At 64.1% G+C, this 18,123-nt stretch carries 18 protein-coding genes; 14 read left to right on the top strand and 4 right to left on the bottom strand.

Annotated features, from left to right (window positions below):
- The first annotated feature begins 21 nt into the window (after positions 1-21).
- A complete protein-coding gene (locus AWB76_RS20165) occupies positions 22-2,271 on the top strand; it encodes an amylo-alpha-1,6-glucosidase (RefSeq protein ID WP_061161897.1) in 2,250 nt (749 codons plus the stop codon).
- Between the two features lie 48 nt (positions 2,272-2,319).
- On the opposite strand, the gene AWB76_RS20160 is transcribed toward AWB76_RS20165, so the two are convergent.
- Together AWB76_RS20160 and AWB76_RS20155 are read right to left on the bottom strand one after the other, a co-directional pair.
- Positions 2,320-3,501: a 4-hydroxybenzoate 3-monooxygenase gene (locus AWB76_RS20160; RefSeq protein WP_061161896.1), complete on the bottom strand. Its 1,182-nt coding sequence runs from the start codon at positions 3,499-3,501 to the stop codon at positions 2,320-2,322.
- A 187-nt stretch (positions 3,502-3,688) separates the two neighbouring features.
- Positions 3,689-4,741 carry an aldo/keto reductase gene (locus AWB76_RS20155; RefSeq protein WP_061161895.1) on the bottom strand — a complete coding sequence of 351 codons (1,053 nt, stop codon included), beginning with the start codon at positions 4,739-4,741 and terminating at the stop codon, positions 3,689-3,691.
- 218 nt (positions 4,742-4,959) lie between these two features.
- Here AWB76_RS20155 and AWB76_RS20150 point away from each other — a divergent pair, with 218 nt between their 5' ends.
- The 5 genes from AWB76_RS20150 to AWB76_RS20135 all read left to right on the top strand — a co-directional run bounded on the left by AWB76_RS20150 (position 4,960) and on the right by AWB76_RS20135 (position 8,071).
- Positions 4,960-5,946, top strand: a complete 987-nt coding sequence (locus AWB76_RS20150; protein WP_208606586.1) for an AraC family transcriptional regulator — start codon at positions 4,960-4,962, stop codon at positions 5,944-5,946.
- A gap of 166 nt (positions 5,947-6,112) precedes the next feature.
- Positions 6,113-6,493: a COG4315 family predicted lipoprotein gene (locus AWB76_RS20145; RefSeq protein ID WP_061161894.1), complete on the top strand. Its 381-nt coding sequence runs from the start codon at positions 6,113-6,115 to the stop codon at positions 6,491-6,493.
- A gap of 75 nt (positions 6,494-6,568) precedes the next feature.
- Positions 6,569-6,709: a hypothetical protein gene (locus AWB76_RS41015; RefSeq protein ID WP_157696167.1), complete on the top strand. Its 141-nt coding sequence runs from the start codon at positions 6,569-6,571 to the stop codon at positions 6,707-6,709.
- Positions 6,710-6,755: 46 nt separating this feature from the next.
- Positions 6,756-7,280 carry an RNA polymerase sigma factor gene (locus tag AWB76_RS20140; protein ID WP_061161893.1) on the top strand — a complete coding sequence of 175 codons (525 nt, stop codon included), beginning with the start codon at positions 6,756-6,758 and terminating at the stop codon, positions 7,278-7,280.
- Complete coding sequence (locus AWB76_RS20135; protein WP_082864474.1) at positions 7,277-8,071, top strand: anti-sigma factor family protein; 795 nt, start codon at positions 7,277-7,279, stop codon at positions 8,069-8,071. Before AWB76_RS20140 ends, AWB76_RS20135 begins: the two co-directional genes overlap by 4 nt.
- Before the next feature lie 66 nt (positions 8,072-8,137).
- Here AWB76_RS20135 and AWB76_RS20130 read toward each other — a convergent pair whose 3' ends face one another.
- Complete coding sequence (locus AWB76_RS20130; protein ID WP_061161892.1) at positions 8,138-8,368, bottom strand: hypothetical protein; 231 nt, start codon at positions 8,366-8,368, stop codon at positions 8,138-8,140.
- A gap of 406 nt (positions 8,369-8,774) precedes the next feature.
- Between AWB76_RS20130 and AWB76_RS20125 the strand changes: the two genes are divergently transcribed.
- Positions 8,775-9,299 carry an RrF2 family transcriptional regulator gene (locus tag AWB76_RS20125; protein ID WP_061161891.1) on the top strand — a complete coding sequence of 175 codons (525 nt, stop codon included), beginning with the start codon at positions 8,775-8,777 and terminating at the stop codon, positions 9,297-9,299.
- A gap of 6 nt (positions 9,300-9,305) precedes the next feature.
- Here the strand turns inward: AWB76_RS20125 and AWB76_RS20120 are convergent, their stop codons facing one another.
- Positions 9,306-9,728: a BspC domain-containing protein gene (locus AWB76_RS20120; RefSeq protein WP_061161946.1), complete on the bottom strand. Its 423-nt coding sequence runs from the start codon at positions 9,726-9,728 to the stop codon at positions 9,306-9,308.
- A gap of 235 nt (positions 9,729-9,963) precedes the next feature.
- Here AWB76_RS20120 and AWB76_RS20115 point away from each other — a divergent pair, with 235 nt between their 5' ends.
- The 7 genes from AWB76_RS20115 (at position 9,964) to flhC (ending at position 18,070) form a co-directional block, all read left to right on the top strand.
- A complete protein-coding gene (locus AWB76_RS20115; protein ID WP_061161890.1) occupies positions 9,964-10,530 on the top strand; it encodes a putative glycolipid-binding domain-containing protein in 567 nt (188 codons plus the stop codon).
- A 48-nt stretch (positions 10,531-10,578) separates the two neighbouring features.
- On the top strand, positions 10,579-11,625 hold the full coding sequence (gene selD / locus AWB76_RS20110) for a selenide, water dikinase SelD (RefSeq protein ID WP_061161889.1): 1,047 nt from the start codon (positions 10,579-10,581) through the stop codon (positions 11,623-11,625).
- Positions 11,626-11,640: 15 nt separating this feature from the next.
- A complete protein-coding gene (locus AWB76_RS20105; RefSeq protein ID WP_061161888.1) occupies positions 11,641-12,567 on the top strand; it encodes a cation diffusion facilitator family transporter in 927 nt (308 codons plus the stop codon).
- Positions 12,568-12,715: 148 nt separating this feature from the next.
- Positions 12,716-15,268 (top strand): mechanosensitive ion channel family protein, encoded by a 2,553-nt coding sequence (locus tag AWB76_RS20100; protein ID WP_061161887.1) that lies wholly within the window; start codon positions 12,716-12,718, stop codon positions 15,266-15,268.
- A gap of 122 nt (positions 15,269-15,390) precedes the next feature.
- Positions 15,391-16,524 carry a purine-nucleoside phosphorylase gene (locus tag AWB76_RS20095; protein ID WP_374729936.1) on the top strand — a complete coding sequence of 378 codons (1,134 nt, stop codon included), beginning with the start codon at positions 15,391-15,393 and terminating at the stop codon, positions 16,522-16,524.
- Between the two features lie 538 nt (positions 16,525-17,062).
- Positions 17,063-17,380, top strand: coding sequence for a flagellar transcriptional regulator FlhD (flhD, locus tag AWB76_RS20090; RefSeq protein ID WP_061161886.1), 318 nt, complete (start codon positions 17,063-17,065; stop codon positions 17,378-17,380).
- 18 nt (positions 17,381-17,398) lie between these two features.
- The gene (gene flhC / locus AWB76_RS20085) at positions 17,399-18,070 is read left to right on the top strand and encodes a flagellar transcriptional regulator FlhC (protein WP_061161885.1); all 672 of its coding nucleotides are present in this window, start codon (positions 17,399-17,401) and stop codon (positions 18,068-18,070) included.
- Positions 18,071-18,123: the final 53 nt, after the last annotated feature.

Here is an 18,123-nt window from a genome sequence, read left to right as displayed (position 1 = left end):
GATTACTTTCAGGAAGGTGCAATGAATACACAGGAACAGTCGCAACAGCAGCAACAACAACAGTCGCAGGAGTCGCAAGCGAAACTGCCGGACGAGGCGTTCATCCCGACCGAGCATCCCAACATTCCGAGCGAACGCCAGTTCGTGCTGAAGTCGGGAAATACGTTCGCCGTCTACGACGCGAACGGCGATATTCGCGGCGGCGACGACGGCCTCTTCGTGAACGACACGCGCGTGCTTTCGGAACTCGTGCTGACGTTTGGCGGGCGCGCGCCGTCGCTGCTTTCGGGCAGCGTATCGAGCGACAACGCCGTCTTCACAGCGCATCTGACGAACCGTCCGCTGCCGCCCATCGGCGGGGCGCGAACGCCCGAAGGCGTGATTCACGTCGAGCGCAAGCGCGTGCTGTCGGGGCATGTGCTGCACGAGAGCATCGTGCTGACCAATTACGGCACGGAGCCGTCCACGGTGCCGCTCTCGATCTCCTTCAAGGCGGATTTTCTCGACATGTTCGAGGTCCGTGGCGCGAAACGTGGCAAGCGCGGCAGTCTGCGTCCGCCGGTGGTCGAGAACGGCGAGGTCGTGCTGCGCTATATCGGTCTGGACGAGGTGGAGCGCACGGCGCGCATCCAGTTCACGCCGGCGCCGGACGTGCTGTCGCCCACTCGCGCCGATTACGCGCTGCATATCCAGTCGGAGACGGCGATTTCCGTGTATCTGTCGGTGACGGCGGTGACGCATGCGCTCTCCGATGCCAGCGAGGAAAGCAAGCGCAATGCAGCGGAAGCGGCCGAATGCGCACCGGAATCAGGCCGTCCGGCGATTCGCGAGGCGCTGGTGGAGGCGCATCGCCGTATGCGCGACCGACGCCGTGCGAGCGCGCGCGTGCGGTCGAGCAATCCGCTCTTCAGCGAATGGATCGACCGTTCGCTCGCCGATCTCGGCCTGCTTACGACCGATCTCGAAACCGGCCCGTATCCCTACGCGGGTATTCCGTGGTTCTCGACGGCGTTCGGGCGCGACGCGATCATCACATCGCTGCAAATGCTCTGGCTGCATCCGACGCTCGCGCGTGGCGTGCTGCGCTTTCTCGCCGCGCATCAGGCGCGCGAGGATTCGGCGTTCCGCGATGCCGAAATCGGCAAGATCATGCACGAGACGCGCAAGAGCGAGATGGCGGCGACCGGAGAGGTTCCGTTCGCGCTGTATTACGGCGGGGTGGACAGCACGCCGCTCTTCATCGTGCTGGCGGGCGCGTACGCGGAGCGCACCGGCGACAAAGCGCTGATCGATGAAATCTGGCCGGCGCTGCAACTCGCGTCGCAATGGGTCGCGCGCCATTGCGACAAGAATCCGCACGGGTTGCTCGACTATCAGCGCGCATCCGAGCACGGCCTCGCGAATCAAGGCTGGAAGGACAGCCAGGATTCCGTGTTTCATGCGGACGGCAAGTTTCCGGTCGGACCGATCTCGCTCGTCGAAGTGCAAGGCTACGCATCGACGGCGTTTTCGACGATGGCGCGCCTCGCCCGCGAACGCGGTGAAGACGACAGTGCGCAGGAGTTCGAGCGTCGCGCGCGTCACATCCGCGAACGCGTCGAGGAGATGTACTGGATGCCGGAGATGGAGTTCTACGGCATCGCGCTCGATGGCAAAGGCGACCTGTGCCGCGTGCTGTCGTCGAATGCGGGGCATCTGCTTGCATTCGATCTCGTCGAACGCAAGCGGGGCGAGGCTGTCGCGCGTCAGCTCGAATCGACGCTCTTTCACACTGGCTGGGGCGTGCGCACGCTGGCGGCGGGGCAGCCGCGCTTCAATCCGATGTCGTATCACAACGGCTCGGTGTGGCCGCACGACACGGCGCTCTGCGCTCGCGGCCTCGCCCGTTACGGTGATCGCGGCGCCGCCGTCGGCCTGTTGCAGTCGCTGTTCGAAGCCGCCGTCACGTTCGACATGCGTCTGCCGGAGCTTTTCTGCGGATTCACGCGCCAGCGCGGTGAGAGGCCGATCGCGTATCCGGTGGCGTGTCTGCCTCAGGCGTGGGCGGCCGGCGCGCCTTTCATGGTTCTGGAAGCGTGTCTCGGCATGACCGTCGATGCCATCAACGATGAAGTGCGCATCGACCGGCCGGAGTTGCCCGAAGGCATCGACTGGCTGGAAATCGGCGATCTCCGTCTGGGCGACAAGACCGCGACGATCACTTTCCGGCGCGTCGGCGGGCAGGTGATTCCATCGGTGGAAGGAGACGTGCGGGTCGTCGCCGTGCTGTGACGTCGGGGACGCACGGCATCGACATCACGCCGTGCGTCCCGTCCAGGGTTAAACCGCGACGCTGCCGACGTAGTTTTCGGCGAGCGCGGTCGCGGCCGCGCGCGATGTCGTCACGTGCTCAAGCTCCGCCACTTGCAGGCGCTGCTCGAACGGCGAAGTGTCGTCGAGCTTGTGCAGCATGCGCGTCATCCACCACGAGAAGTGCTCGGCGCGCCAGACGCGCTTGAGCGCCGTCTCGGTGTAACGCGTGAGCTTTTCGGTGGCGCCTTCCTTGTAGAAGTCGATGAGCGCCGCGTTCAGCACACGCACGTCCGACACCGCGAGATTCAGGCCCTTCGCGCCGGTCGGCGGCACGATATGCGCCGCATCGCCCGCGAGGAAGAGCTTGCCCGACTGCATCGGCGTGGAGACGAAGCTGCGCATCCCGACGATGTTCTTCTGGAAGATCTTGCCTTCGGTGATCTGCCAGCCGTCGGCGGTATCGACGCGTGCGTGCAGTTCGGCCCAGATGCGGTCGTCGGACCAGCCATCGACGGTATCCTTCGGGTCGCACTGGAAGTACATGCGCTGCACGCCCGGCGAACGCGTGCTGATGAGCGCGAAGCCGCGATCGTGACGCGCGTAGATCAGTTCGTCGGAAGAGGGCGGCGCTTCGACCAGAATGCCGAACCAGCCGAACGGATAGATACGCTGATAATCCTGGCGGACCGCTTCGGGAATCGACTGGCGCGAAACACCCTGCGAGCCGTCGCAACCGATGATGAAGTCGCATTCCAGCTCTTCGTCGCGGCCTTCGTGCTGATACTTGATGCGCGGCTTGCGGTCGCTGCCGTCCTGGAAGTCGTGCAGCGACACGTTCGACACATTGAACTTCAGCGCGCCGTTGGCCGCGAGTCGCGCCGCGACCAGATCCTTGATGACTTCGTGCTGCGCGTAGACCGTGATCGAATGGCCGGTCAGTTCGGTCAGTGCGATGCGGCGGCGCTGGCCTTCGAATGCGAGTTCGAAACCGTGATGCAGCGCGCCTTCGGCCTGCATGCGCGCGCCGAGACCGGCCTGAGTGAGCGTGTCCATCGTGCCTTGCTCGAGCACGCCGGCGCGAATCGTCGATTCGATATCGTTCTGGCTGCGCGCTTCGAGCACGACCGATTCGATGCCGCGCAGATGAAGCAGGTGAGAGAGAAGAAGCCCGGCGGGGCCCGCGCCGACGATACCGACTTGAGTACGCATGATTGTCTCCGTGAGGCAGTGATGATGTTGTGCGTACAGTGTCGGCAGAGCGGCCTTATGCCGCAACGCGATAGGGAGGATAAGGTCTATCTGATTTTGAGATAAAGGCCCCAAAACGCTCGAAATCGAGCCGTACTACGGGTAAATCCTTAGTCGGACGCGGGCGCGCGGCCCGCGTCGAACGGCTTCACTCCGCCGATTCCTCCTTTAACTGATTCCGCCGGTATTCGCCCTGCCGCGTGAGCATCCATCCCGGGTACTCCGCGGGCAATTGGCTCACCTCATCGAGCGCGGCGAGTTCGTCTTCGTTGAGCCGGACTTTCGTCGCCGCGATGTTGTCTTCGAGCTGCTCGATCCGCTTCGCGCCGATGATCACGCTCGACACCACCTTCTGGTGCAGCAGCCACGCGAGCGCAATTTGCGCGACCGACACGCCTTTCGTCTCCGCCATACGGCGCATCACGTCGACGCAGTCGTACGCGCGTTCGACATTGACGGGCGGGAAATCGAACGTGGTGCGCCGGCTGCCTTCCTCTTTCCCGCCTTCGCGGGTGAACTTGCCCGAAAGCAGGCCGCCCGCGAGCGGGCTCCAGACCATCAGCCCGACGTTTTCGCTTTGCAGCAAGGGAACGATTTCACGCTCGAGATCGCGGCCCGCGACCGTGTAATACGCCTGCAGCGACTCGAAACGCGCAAGGCCGAGGCGTTCGGAAATGCCCAGCGCCTTCATGATCTGCCACGCGGCCCAGTTCGATACGCCGATATAGCGCACATGGCCGTGCTGCACGAGATTGTCGAGCGCGCGCAGCGTTTCCTCGATCGGCGTCGCGGGATCGAAGCCGTGAATCTGGTACAGGTCGACGTGATCGAGCTGCAGGCGCTTCAGGCTCGCCTTCACGCCATCGATGATGTGATAGCGCGACGCCCCGCGCGAGTTCGCGCCCTTCGTGCCGGTTTCGCCGAGGATCTTCGTCGCGATGACCACGTTTTCGCGCGGCACGTTGAGGTTCTTCAGCGCCTGACCCGTGATGATTTCGGATCGGCCGTCGGCGTAGACATCGGCGGTATCGATGAAATTGATGCCGGCATCGAGCGATCGGCCGATCAGCTTGTCGGCATCGGCCTGCTGCAACTGGCCGATGTTGTCCCAGATTCCGCCCGTGCCTCCGCCGAACGTCATCGTGCCCAGGCACAGTTCGGAGACGAAGAGACCGGTATTGCCGAATTTCCTGTAACGCATGGTGGCTCCTGAATGACTGGAAAGGCGCGGGCGTGCATGACCTAAGCAAGACGTTCCGCGCCGGCAATGCAGTATCGTCCCGCCGCGCGGCCGGTTCATAGCCTGATCCTGTTCAATCCTTGCCTGTTTCTGCAAACGCCCGGGGTGGTCCCGAGCAATCCCGCGCCCGCGCGAGTAAGCTAGGCAGACTCATCCTTCCCAAAAATCGTCCGCAAACCATGGCTTTGAACGACACACCGGGCCTCCCCGGAAAAGATAGTCACGATCAGCCGAACGAGATACGCCACGATCCCGCGCTGGATCAGGCGCGCCTCGATCTCGTCGCGCTGCTCGATCGCTTCACCATCGGCTGCGAAGGCTCGATCGAAACGCCGGTGCCGGGGCTGTTCCTGCATCGCATCATGAATCCGGGCGGGCCGAAGCACGGCATCCAGACGCCCGCGCTCGCGCTGATCGCGCAGGGCAGCAAGCGTCTCATGGTCGGCGACGAGGTCTATATCTACGATCCGATGCACTATCTGGTGTCGTCGGTGGATCTGCCGGTGTGCGGGCAGGTCTCGGTGGCGAGCGAGTCCGAGCCGTATCTCGGCATGCGGCTCGAACTCGACGTCGACGAAATCACGTCCCTGATTCAGGACGAGAGCCTGCCGCCCGCGATGCAGACCGACGCCTCGCGCGGCCTCTACGTCAACCGTCTCGGCAACTCGATGCTCGACGCCGTGCTGCGCCTTCTGCGGCTCGTCGACACGCCCGAGGACGTGCCGATCCTCGCGCCGCTCGTCAAGCGCGAGATTCTGTATCGCCTGCTGATGAACGGGTCGGGCGCGCGGCTGCGGCAGATTGCGCTGCAGGACAGCCAGACGCAGCGCATCGCGAAGGCGATCCAGTTGCTGCGCCAGCATTTCGACCAGCCGCTGCGCGTGGAGGACATCGCCCGCGACGTGCACATGAGCGTGTCGTCGCTGCATCATCATTTCAAGGCCGTCACCGCGATGAGCCCGCTGCAATATCAGAAGCAGTTGCGGCTTCAGGAAGCGCGCCGCCTGATGATGCTCGATGTCGTCGACGCCGCCACGGCCGCGCATCGCGTGGGCTACGAGAGCGCGTCGCAGTTCAGCCGCGAGTACAGCCGGCTCTTCGGCGCGCCGCCGCTGCGCGACACGCGGCGCTGGCGCGACGCAACCGCGGCCGCCGCCGGCGCATGATCGACGAAATTTCAATGAAACACTGGCCGAGCGCGCGCGAATGGTCTTGAATGGATTGCCGACTGGCGATGCGACGGCGCTGCCGCATCGGTTTATTTCATCGTCCGCGGAATAGTGCAGCGCTTCCGAACGTTCTACGGATACTTCTACAACAAGGAAAGATGAAATGAAGAAGCGCATCCAGATGTTCGCCGCTGCCGCAACGGTCGCCACCGCTTTTGCTTCGCTCGCTTCATCCGCCTATGCCGCGGCGCCGAAAGAATCGAACGGCACGTTCGTCGATGAAAACGGCATGACGCTCTATACCTTCGACAAGGACACGAAAGGCGGCCCGAGTGCGTGCAGCGGCGGCTGCGCGCAGGCCTGGCCCGCCGCGATGGCGAGCGACTCCGACAAGCCGAGTGGCAAATGGACCACAGAAGCCGCCGACGGCGGCAAGCAGTGGGCCTACGACGGCAAGCGCGTCTATCGATTCTCGAAGGACACGAAGCCCGGCGACAAGAACGGGGACAACTTCCGCGACGTCTGGCACGTCGTGAAGCCCTGAAGCGCCTTTCGCGTCGATGCGGGCTCGCGGAATAAACCGGCGAGTCCGCCAGTCTTTCAATCAAAGGTAACGATCATGAAACGATCGATCGGAGTGACGGCGCTCCTGATCGCGTTGAGCCTCGCGCTCGGCGCGGCGGGGTGCGCGACCGGCACGCAAACCGCACCCGGAACATCGGGCGGACCGGGCGCGCCGGCGGGCGGAGGAAGCTACTGATGCCGGACGCTTCTCGCGCTGCCCGCATTCGAGCGAGCGCACGGCCTTGAGTTTCGAGAGCGATCTTCTCGCGCATCTGCCGCAGTTGCGTCGCTACGCGCGCGCGCTGACGGGCGACCGCGCCTGGGCCGACGATCTCGTGCAGGACGCGACCGAGCGCGCGCTCAATCGCGCCAGGTCGTTCCATGCGGGCACGAATTTGCGCGCGTGGCTGTTCACGATCATGCGCAATCTGTATATCGATCAGTTGCGCGGGCGCCGCGATATCGCGGTCGACGACGAAACCGCGCCCTGGCGGCAGATGGCCGCGCCGCGCGGCGAAGTCGATGGCCTCGTGCTGCGCGACGTGCAGCGCGCGCTTTACTGTCTGCCGGTCGAGCAGCGCGAAGTGATGCTGCTCGTGTGTGTCGAGGAAATGAGTTATCAGGAGGCGTCCGTGGTGTTGAACGTGCCGACCGGAACCGTGATGTCGCGCTTGTCGAGAGCGCGCGAGCACATGCGCGTTCTGCTCGGTGAGGAAACGGGCCGCAAGGCGTCGCCGTCGTCGCTGAAAGTGGTGAGCCGCTCATGACCAACCAAGACCGTCCATCCGAAGGCGGCGACCGTATGGGGCCGCCCAAACCCGATCGCGATCTGCAGGCGCTGTCCGCCTTCATCGACGACGAACTGCACGGCGACGAACGCGACGCCGTGGCCGAACGCATCGCGAACGATCCCGCGAGCGAGGCGACCGCCGCCGCGTATCGCGCGCAGGACAATGCGCTGCGTGCGCTTTTCGCCGATCAGGGCGAACCGCAGATCGTGCGCCTGCGTCCGCGCTCGCGCGAGCGTTATCTGATCGCGGCGTGCTTCATGGTCGTCGGCGTCGCGTGTGGATTTCTGATGCACATGCTGCTGCCCGCGCTTTTCGGCGACGAGCCGCGCTTCGCGGAGCGCGCCGATATCGCCTATGCCGTCTATGCGCCCGAGCAGCGTCACGCGGTCGAAGTGGCGGCGTCGCAGCAGGATCATCTCGTGACGTGGCTATCGAAGCGGCTGAATCGCGCGGTAACGATTCCGTCGCTGGCCGAGTACGGGTTTCAGCTCGTCGGCGGACGCCTGTTGCCGGACGAAGAGGGGCCGGCGGCGCAGTTCATGTATCAGAACGCGGCGGGCGAGCGTCTCACGCTCTACATGACGACCGCCACGATCAGACGCAACGACAGCAAGATCCGCACGCTGAAGGACGGCCAGCGCACGACGTTTTATTGGGCGTGGGACCGCGTCGGGTATGCGCTCTCGGGGCAGATCGGCGAGGCGAAGCTGCAGGCGATCGCCTATGACACGTGCAAGGAACTCGGCGGCGATCCCAAGAGCTGGTAAGCCGCGAATCGACAAAAAAGGCCGCAGCGATGTTCGTCGCTGCGGCCTTTTTATGTTTCATCGAGCTCAGTAGTAGCGATGCGGCGGCGGAGGCGCGACATGGTGATGATTACGCTCCCACTCCCGACGCTCCCAGTAACGATGACCGTCCCAGTAGCGGTCACCGTGCCAGCCCACGTTCACCGTCACGTGATGCGGGGCGTCGTGGCGCACGTCGGCCGACGCCACGTTGGCGAGGCCCATGCCGAGCGCGGCGGCAAGGGAAGCGATCAGCAGGCTCTTCTTCGTCTTGGTCATGATGTTTGCTCCTTGGTCGTTTGTTTCCCGTTTGCTTTGCAGACGAAACCGCGAGTCATGAGGTAGCAGTTCCACCGAGATTTCATGCGTGATTCAGAACGGGACCATCAGCGGTAGTAATCGTGATGATGGTGATAACCGCCACCGTCCGGCACGACGATGCAGCCCGATAGCGTGCTACCCAACAACACGCTCAACGCTGCAAGAATCGCTAGTTTCTTCATGGGTTTCTCCGTGTGAATCCATGGAGATCAATTTAGCGGTTCGCAAAATGACAAGCCGTGTTCGTTTGTAAGCAAACGTGTAATGTGAAATATTTACGATCGCCGGCTGCAAACGGCGCCGCCGTTGCACGCGAACGCGCGACGCGTTATCCTGAACTCCGATTCGAAATGTCGGAGTGGCTATGTCTCACATCAGCACGGGCGTCGAGTACGCGCTGCACTGCATGCTCTATCTCGCGGAACCGCCGCACGGCGTGCGTGAGGCGAGCGTGCGCGATCTCGCGGAATTGCAGGGCGTGCCCGCGGAATACGTCGCGAAGCTCTTTACGAAGCTGCACAAGGCGGGACTCGTCGTCGCGACGGAAGGCGCACGCGGCGGCTTTGCGCTCGCGCGGCCGTCGGCGCAGATCAGCGTGCTCGATGTCGTCGACGCGATCGACGGCGACAAGCCACTCTTCGATTGCAGGGAGATTCGCGCGCGCTGCGCGGTGTTCGGCGACGACGCGCCGCCCTGGGCGACGAGCGGCGTATGCGCCGTTCACGCGGTGATGAAGAACGCGGAGAAGCGCATGCGCGAGGCGCTCGCGGCGGATCGATTATCGGATCTGGCGGGCCGCGTTCATGCGAAAGCGCCGCGCACGTTCGGCCCGCAGGTCGTCAAATGGCTCGACGAACGCACGCATCAGCGGCGCGCGGCGAAGAACTGACAGACCTCAGCGGACGATCTTCGGCTTCATGTTCGGCGTGAGCGACACGCCGACCACCTGACCATCGCGCACGCCGCAGCGGCTGTCCACGCGCGTCCATTGCTCCTTGCCGCGCGCCTTCGCGAACGCGCGCATCACGATGACCTTGTCGACCGGAATCGGATTGCCGACACTGAAGATCGCAGTATCGTCGTCGATCTTCGCGGAGAGCACGCGGCGGTCGGGCACGATCAGCGTGTCGTACTTCGGCGCCTGCGCCACCCAGCGGTCGAATGCGGCGACGCATTGCGCGACGGCGTCGGGCACGTGCAGCCGCGTCAGATACGAATAATCCTCGGACAGGTCCGGTGTTTCCTGTGCCTGGACGAGCTGAAACATCGACGCCGACAAGGCGAGCGCGAACACGGCGGGAGCAAGAATGTTCTTCATGCGATGGGCGATGGAAAGAGGCGTTCGGGGAACGTTCGGCAGAGCGCGGATCGCCGGGGCACGGATCGCGTGAATGGCGCTGAAAGTGCGGTGCGCGCGCCTGCGCAGGAATGGCGCGGAGTATACCGTGTGACGTTTTGTGACGTCGAGCGATTCGCGCATTCTGAATGCCGATCGAAAGCATCGCGCGCCGCGTTGTATCCTTTCATGCCGACAAAAAACGCAGAGGCGCGCGATGAAATCAGTGCGATGGTCGCAACAGGACGGCACGGGGCTCGAGCATCTCGTTCTGAACGAGACGCGCGATGGCATCGTGATCGAGAGCGCGGTCGTGGGCGAAGACGAGGCGCATGCCTTCGGCCTCGTGTATCGCATCGAGTGCGATGCGCGCTGGCAGGTCACGCGGCTCGCGCTGAAGCTGGCGGGCGGCGCATCGCTCGATCTGCATCGCCGGGAAGGCAACAATGGCGACGCGCACGCCTGGACCGACGCGAACGGCGCGCCGCAGGAATCGCTGCGCGGCTGCATCGACGTGGATATCACCGCGACACCTTTCACCAACACGCTGCCGATCCGCCGCCTGCAACTGGAACGCGGCGAACGGCGCGTGATCCGCGTCGTCTATGTGCGCGTGCCGGAACTCTCCGTGAGCGCGGTGGAGCAGGCTTATACGTGCATCGAACCGGATCGCCGCTATCGTTACGAAGGGCTCGATACGGGCTTCACGGCCGAAATCACCGTCGACGAGAGCGGCCTCGTGATCGACTATCCGGGACTCTTCAAACGCGTCATCGGCGGCTAGCGGCGATAATGCTGCCTGTCACACGACTGAACACACGATATCCCGATCATGACCGACATGACTTCTCCCCGTCTCACGAGCCTGTCCCACGGCGGCGGCTGCGGCTGCAAGATCGCGCCCGGCGTGCTCGCCGACCTCCTCAGGCGCGCGACGCCGCTGCCCGCATTCCCGAATCTGCTCGTCGGCAACGACACCGCCGACGATGCCGCCGTCTACAAGCTCAACGACGAACAGGCCATCGTCGCGACGACGGACTTCTTCATGCCGATCGTCGACGATCCGTTCGACTTCGGCCGCATCGCCGCGACCAACGCGCTCTCCGATGTCTACGCGATGGGCGGCAAGCCGATTCTCGCGCTGGCGCTCGTCGGCATGCCGATCAACGTGCTGCCGCATGAAGTGATCGCGCAAGTGCTGAAGGGCGGCGAAGCGGTGTGCGCGGAAGCGGGCATTCCGGTGGCGGGCGGCCATTCGATCGATTCCGTCGAGCCGATCTACGGGCTCGCGGCGCTCGGCATCGTGCATCCGTTGCGCGTGAAGCGCAACGCGGCCGCGCGCGCGGGCGACGTGCTCGTGCTCGGCAAGCCGCTCGGCGTCGGCGTGCTGTCGGCGGCGCTGAAGAAGGACAAGCTCGATGCCGCAGGCTACAAGGCGATGATCGACGCGACCACCAAGCTCAATCGCCCCGGCGCGGAACTCGCGCAACTCGACGGCGTGCATGCACTCACCGACGTCACCGGCTTCGGTCTGCTCGGTCACACGCTCGAACTCGCGCGCGGCGCGAAGCTGACGGCGCGCATCCGTTACGCCGATCTGCCGTGGCTGCCGCACGTGCGCGAGTTCGTGCGCGAGGGCATCTATACGGGCGCGTCGGGGCGCAACTGGAGCGCGTATGGCAGCGATATTTCCCTGAACGTCGATGGCGACGAGGCCCGCGCCTTGCTCACCGATCCGCAGACGTCGGGCGGTTTGCTCGTGTCGTGCGCGCCGGGCGCGGTGAACGACGTGCTCGCCATCTTCCGCGCGGACGGCTTCAACGATGCAGCGGTGATCGGCGAAATGGTAGACGGCCCCGGCCGTATCGACGTGAGTTAATCGAACATAAACGGCATGAAGGAAGAATCACCGAAAGCCATTTTCTACGCGCTCGCCGCGAACTTCGGCATCGCCGTCTGCAAGTTCGGGGCGGCGGCCTTCACCGGCTCGGGCGCGATGTTCGCCGAAGCCATCCATTCCACCGCCGATTGCGGCAATCAGCTGCTGCTGCTTTTCGGCCTGAAGCGTGCGCAAGCGCCCGCGAACGCGCTGCATCCGCTGGGCTCGGGGCGCGAGATCTATTTCTACGCGCTGATCGTCGCGCTGCTGCTGTTCTTCGTCGGCGGCGCGTTTTCGGTGTACGAGGGCGCGCATCGGCTGATGCATCACGAGCCGTTGTCGAATCCGATCGTCGCGCTCGTGATTCTCGGCATTTCGGTCGTGCTCGAAGCGTTCTCGCTCGCGGGCGCGGTGCGCGAAATCCGCAAGGGCGCACCAAATAAAACCCTGTGGCGATGGTTCCGCGAGACGCGCGAATCGGAGTTGCTCGTCGTCGCGGGCGAGGATGTCGCGGCGCTGCTCGGCCTCGCGATCGCGTTCGCCGCCGTGCTCATGACGATGCTCACCGGCAATCCGGCCTACGACGCCGCCGGCTCGATTGGCGTCGGCGTGCTGCTGATGATCATCGCGTTTCTCGTCGCGCGCGAAGTGAAGTCGATGATCGTCGGCGAATCCGCGAGCCCCGAAGTGCGCAAGGCGATCGATGCGCACTTGCGCGCGCGTCCCGAAATCACGCGCATCATCAGCCTCATCACGCTGCAATGGGGCAAACACGTGGTGGTCGCGGTGCAGGCCGAAATGATCGACTACGCGAGCGGCCGCGCGATGATCGATGCGATCAACGTCATCGAAGACGACCTGCAGCGTGCTTTTCCGCAAGTGCGCTGGGTGTTTTTCGAACCCGACGTCGCGCGCGATCGCGGCGAGCCGACGGCCCTCTGAGCCTGTACAGCGCGGGGCAGGAGCGCGGCGTGCTACCCGTTCAGGGTCCTCCTGACCCGCTTCTGCCGTGCCGACGGCCTCGCGTTAGCATAGGTTGTGCGCGTCGTCCGCATCGAGTCCCTGAAATTTCGAGATCTTCAATCGACCCATGCGCAAATTGCTCCTTGCAGTGCTGCTCGTCGTCGTATCGAGCTTCCTTCCGATTTTTTCTCAATCCTCCTTCGCCGCAGCCGCTTCCGCACAGCACGCCTCGCAGCCGGCCGTCGCGCTGACGCCGCAACAGGCGCGCGATGCGCTCACGGTGCTCAACGATCCGGCGCGCCGTTCGCAAGTCGCGGATACGTTGCGCGCCATCGCGGCGGCAGGCGCGCTGGCCGCGCCCGCGAGCGCACCGCAGGCGGCATCGGCGGCGGCGCCTGCATCGGGCGCGTCGGGCGTGCTCGCGCATTCGTTGACGGCGAACGGGCTCGCATCGCAGTTGTCGCGGCAGGCCGGGCACTGGCTCGTGCAGATCGGCGCGGGTCTGCGGCATTCGACGGTGGCGTTGCTCGATTTCGGCTCGGTCGTTTCGTGGTGGCGCGATCGGGCGTCGAGTGAGAACGGCCGTGCGCTGATCGGCCATGTTGCGTGGACCGTGCTGGCGTCGCTGGTGCCCGCGCTGCTGCTCGAATTCGTGTGCCTGCGCCTGCTGAAGCGGCCGCGTGCACGGATCGCCGCACGCGGCGTCGCCGATGCCGAAGCGCAGGACCCCAGCCTCGTGCGCGAACAAAACGCCGCCGAGCGCGCGGAAGACGCCGCGGCGCACAGCGGCGACGCGACCGCGATGCATCTCGCCGAGCGCAACGCCGACTCCGCGCGGGGCCAGCGTCACGCCGCGCGTCACTGGACGCTGTTGCAGCGCCTGCCGAGCGCGCTGCTGTACGGGCTGCTGTCACTGGTTCCGCTCGTCGTGTTCATCGGCGTGGTGACGCTGCTGATGTCCATCCTCATCGACGACAACACGCCCGAGGCGAACGTCGCGGGCGCGCTCATCGACGTCTATCTGGCGTGCCGCGCAATTGTCATCGTGAGCGGATTTTTCCTCGCGCCGCGTGCGCCCGGACTGCGCCTCATCCAGATGCGCGACTTTTTCGCGGCCTATACGCATCGCTGGGTGCTGCGCATCGTGTGCGTGGCGGGCGCGGGCATCGCGCTTGCCAATGGCGGCGAACCGATCGGGCTGTCCGGCGATGCGCGCATCGCGGTGCTGAAGGTCACGCTGCTGATCGTGCATCTGATGATCGCGTTCGTGATCTTCCAGAGCCGCACGTCGGTGGCGGAGCGCATCCGGGAGCGGGCGAGGGCGAATCGCTCGACCCGGTTCTTCGGCGCGTGGATCGCCGATGTCTGGGCGGGCGTCGCCATTTTCTTCGTGATCGCGCTGTGGTTCGTCTGGGCGCTCGACGTGCAGAACGGTTACCGGACGCTCTTTCATCTGGGCGGCGTGTCCTTGCTCGTGCTGGTCGGCGCGCGCGTGCTGGCAATTGTCGCGTTCGGCGCGCTCGGCCGCGTTTTCCATCAGGACGACGACGATCTCGCGAACGAGTCGATCGCGCGGCGCCGCGCGTATCGCTATTACCCGGCGCTGCGGCGCGTCGTGCAGGCGCTTATTTCGGTCATCACCGTGGTTGCGCTGCTGCAGGTATGGCACGTCGATATCGTGCATTTCTTCACGTCGGGCGGCGTGGGCAACCGGCTCGCGTCGGCGCTCATCACCATCGTGATCGCGGCCGTGTTCGCGGTATTCGTGTGGGAAGCGGCGAATATCGTCGTCGAGCGGCGGCTCGAACAATGGACCGCGAGCGGCGAACGCCTGCGCGCCGCGCGCCTGCGCACGCTGCTGCCGATGATGCGCACCGGCCTCTTCATCATCATCGCGATGGTCGTCGTCCTGACGGGCCTTTCCGAGCTCGGCGTGAACACGGCGCCGTTGCTCGCGAGCGCGAGCATCTTCGGCGTGGCGCTCGGCTTCGGCTCGCAAAAGCTCGTGCAGGATCTCATCACCGGCATCTTCCTGTTGATGGAAAACGCGATGCAGGTCGGCGACTGGGTGACGCTCGCGGGCGTGTCGGGCACGGTCGAGTATCTGTCGATCCGCACGGTGCGCCTGCGCGGCGGCGACGGTTCGCTCTACACGGTGCCGTTCAGCTCGGTGTCGACGGTGAACAACACGAATCGCGGCATCGGCAATGCGGCGGTGCGCGTGTCGATCGCGCTCGGCCAGGATGTCGATCTCGCGATCTCCACGCTGAAGGAAATCGGCTCGGCCTTGCGCAACGACGAAGCCTTCCGCGACGGCATTCTCTCCGACTTCAGCTTCTGGGGCGTCGATGCCGTCGACGGCTCGACCGTCACGCTCGCGGGCCAGATCCAGTGCCGCGACAGCTCGCGCTGGCCCGTGCAGCGCGAGTTCAACCGGCGCATCCTCAACGAGTTCACGGCGCGCGGCATCGAGATCGCGAATCCGCAGCGCAACTTCGTGATCGTGAACGGGAGCAATCACGAAGGCGCGCCGGAAGGCGTTCAGGACGCGGAAGATACGGGCGCGGATCAGCGCGGCGAGCCGTCGAAGGCCGCGCAGCATCCGACGAGCGAAGCGGCAGGCTCGCCGGATGTCGCATCGAACGCGCCGCCGCCGCGCACGTCGCAAAGCGGCACCTGAGGCCGCGCGGACATCGCGCGAAACACGTTTTATTCGCTCTCCTATAATCGTGCGGGCTGACTGCGCTCTCGACGGGCGCGGTCTTCTTTCGAAGGTCGAACCCTTACGAGGATCAGCCCGCCATGAGAAAAGTCCGTGCGTCACGATCGAAAGCGCAACAAGGCACGCCCCGAGCGCTAAGGCTCAGAAAAACCGCCTGCGCAACGCTTTGCGCCGCCGGCCTCGCGAGTCTCGCGAGCTTCACCGGCTGCGCGTTCGCCCAGCAGTCCAATGACGTCGACGAATCAAGCGGCCACGGCGACGGCGGCCGTCACGTCAAGGTCATGATCATCACGATGTTCGGGCCCGAAGGGCAGATCTGGCTCGACAAGCTCGGGCCGTGGCAGGCGGTCAAGGTGCCGGGACTGTCGCCGGATTATCCCGAGGTGAACTGCAATCGCGACGATGTCTGCGTCATGACGACGGGCATGGGCCATACGAACGCAGCCGCGTCGATCATGGCGCTCGCGTTTTCGGACCGCTTCAATCTGCGGCACACGTATTTTCTGGTCGCGGGCATCGCGGGCATCGATCCGAAACAGGGCACGCTCGGTTCGGCGGCGTGGGCGAAATATCTCGTCGATTTCGGCATCCAGTGGGAACTCGACGCGCGCGAAAAGCCCGCCGACTGGCCGACAGGTTTCCTCGGGATCAACACCAAGAGTCCATACGAGAAACCGCCGCTCGACTACCGGACGGAGGTTTTCGCGCTCAACGCATCATTGGCCGATGCGGCTTTCGCCATCTCGCGAAATGTAACGCTCTCGGACAGCGACCAGGCCAAGGTCGCGCGCGCGAAGTTCGGCTACGCGCCAGCGAACCAGCCGCCGCGCGTGATCCAGTGCGACACGCTCGCGGGCGATACGTGGTGGTCCGGCAAATATATCGGCGAGCGGGCGCGCGCCTGGACGAAGCTGCTGACCGACGGGCGCGGCGTCTATTGCACGACGCAACAGGAAGACAACGCGACCTACGAGGCGCTCAAGCGCGCGGCGAGCGTGAAACGGGTGGATTTGTCGCGCGTGGCGGTGCTGCGCGCCGGGTCCGACTTCGATCGGCCTTACGAAGGGCAGACCGCGTCGGACAATCTGCTCAATTACGCGGATCAGGGCGGCTTTACGCCGGCGATCGAAAATCTGTATCGAACGGGCAGTCCTTTCATACAGGAGGTTGTTACACATTGGGGCGCGTGGCGCAAAGGCGTGCCGCAGAAGTAACAGGAGGCGTTACGCGTGCCGTAACAAACCCCTGTTTCTGGCGGTAACACCGTTGTTACGGACTAAAAGTAATTATTACCCGTTGAGCCGCGCACCGGTAATTGCCGATAGCGCGGCATTTTTTTGCCATATAACTTCATATTAATGGCGAATAAAAGCTGGGTTCTGGCGTCAACGGAATCTGCCAAATGCCCGTTATATGGCGCTGTAGGCAATTATTACGATAAAAATGAACGCCCGCCGGCTGGACCTCGCAAACGTTAGACAAATACCGATGCGACCCGCAAAACGTCAGAAATCTCCAGACCGAAAAAATTACCGATCGAAAGTGTTGTTTGCAACAAAATATTATTGAGACACCCTTGCTTTAGATTCAGACAGTTCTTAGAATCCGTCTCACAGTGGTTGTTACAAGATGTAACTCACTGAAACAAAGATTACGCAGGACGTAGCCGGGCAGAACGAGTCCGGTGAGGCACAAAAAAGATATCGGCAAAAAGCCGGCGGGAAATTCGGGGATTTACTGGAAGTTGCAACCATGAACGGTCGCGAAACGCTGGAATCGATCCGGGAAATCAACTTGTCATACATCATGCTCGCGCAGCGTCTGTTGCGCGAGGACCGCGCCATCGGCATGTTCCGGCTCGGTCTGTCGGCGCAGCTCGCCGATCTGCTGTCGGGCCTCACGCTCGCACAGGTCGTGAAGCTCGCGTCGTCGGATAACCTGCTTTGCGCATTCCGCTTCAACGATCACACGATGCTGTCCGCTCTGGTGCAACCCGCGAAGAACGCGGACATTGCGCCGACGCACGCAGCCATCCTGCTGGCTGGCCAGCCGGCCGAACAGTTCGCTTAAGTGATGACGGAGCGAGCCATGCTGAAGAAGAGCCTCACTGAAGACGCCCAGGAAGTATTCCGCGCCATCGCGCTGATCGAGCTTGGCGCGCGCATGCAAGTGCTGGAGAGCGAACTCACGCTCTCGCGCGATCGCATGATCCGCCTGTATCGCGAAGTGAAGGGCGTGTCGCCGCCGAAGGGCATGCTGCCGTTCTCGGCCGACTGGTACATGACGTGGCTCGCCAATATCCACGCATCGCTTTTCTATAACACCTATACGTTCCTGAAGAACGAAGCCGGCTGTTCGCATCTCAATGCGCTGACCAAGGGGTATCGGCTGTACCTCGAGCACTGCAACCATAGCGGTGCCGAGGCGGTACTCGACCTGACGCGGGCCTGGACTCTTGTGCGCTTCTTCGACGCGGGCATGCTGCAGATGACGCCGTGCTGCCGCTGCACCGGGAAGTTTGTCGCACACAAGCATGATTTGCAGAACAACGTGGTGTGCGGGGCCTGCCAGCCGCCGTCACGCGCGGGGAAGACCAAGAAAGCGGCGGCCGCCAAACAGGCCAGCAAAGAAGCCGCGCTGGAGGTGGTGATGTCGAAGAACGAAGTGCCGGAGCTTGCGGAGCACACGGTACTCGCTAACGTAGCGGCAGTAGCGGCGTTACAGCCGCAACGGGCGGGCCTGGTCGCACAGGCTGCTTAGGCGGTAGCGGCCGCCGGCCATCTTCCGGGGACCGTCCGCGAGGATGGTGGATG

The organism is Caballeronia temeraria (assembly GCF_001544795.2).
Classification (GTDB): domain Bacteria; phylum Pseudomonadota; class Gammaproteobacteria; order Burkholderiales; family Burkholderiaceae; genus Caballeronia; species Caballeronia temeraria.
The sequence above is the reverse complement of the archived record's forward strand: the minus strand, read 5'-3'. Positions and strand labels throughout refer to the sequence as shown.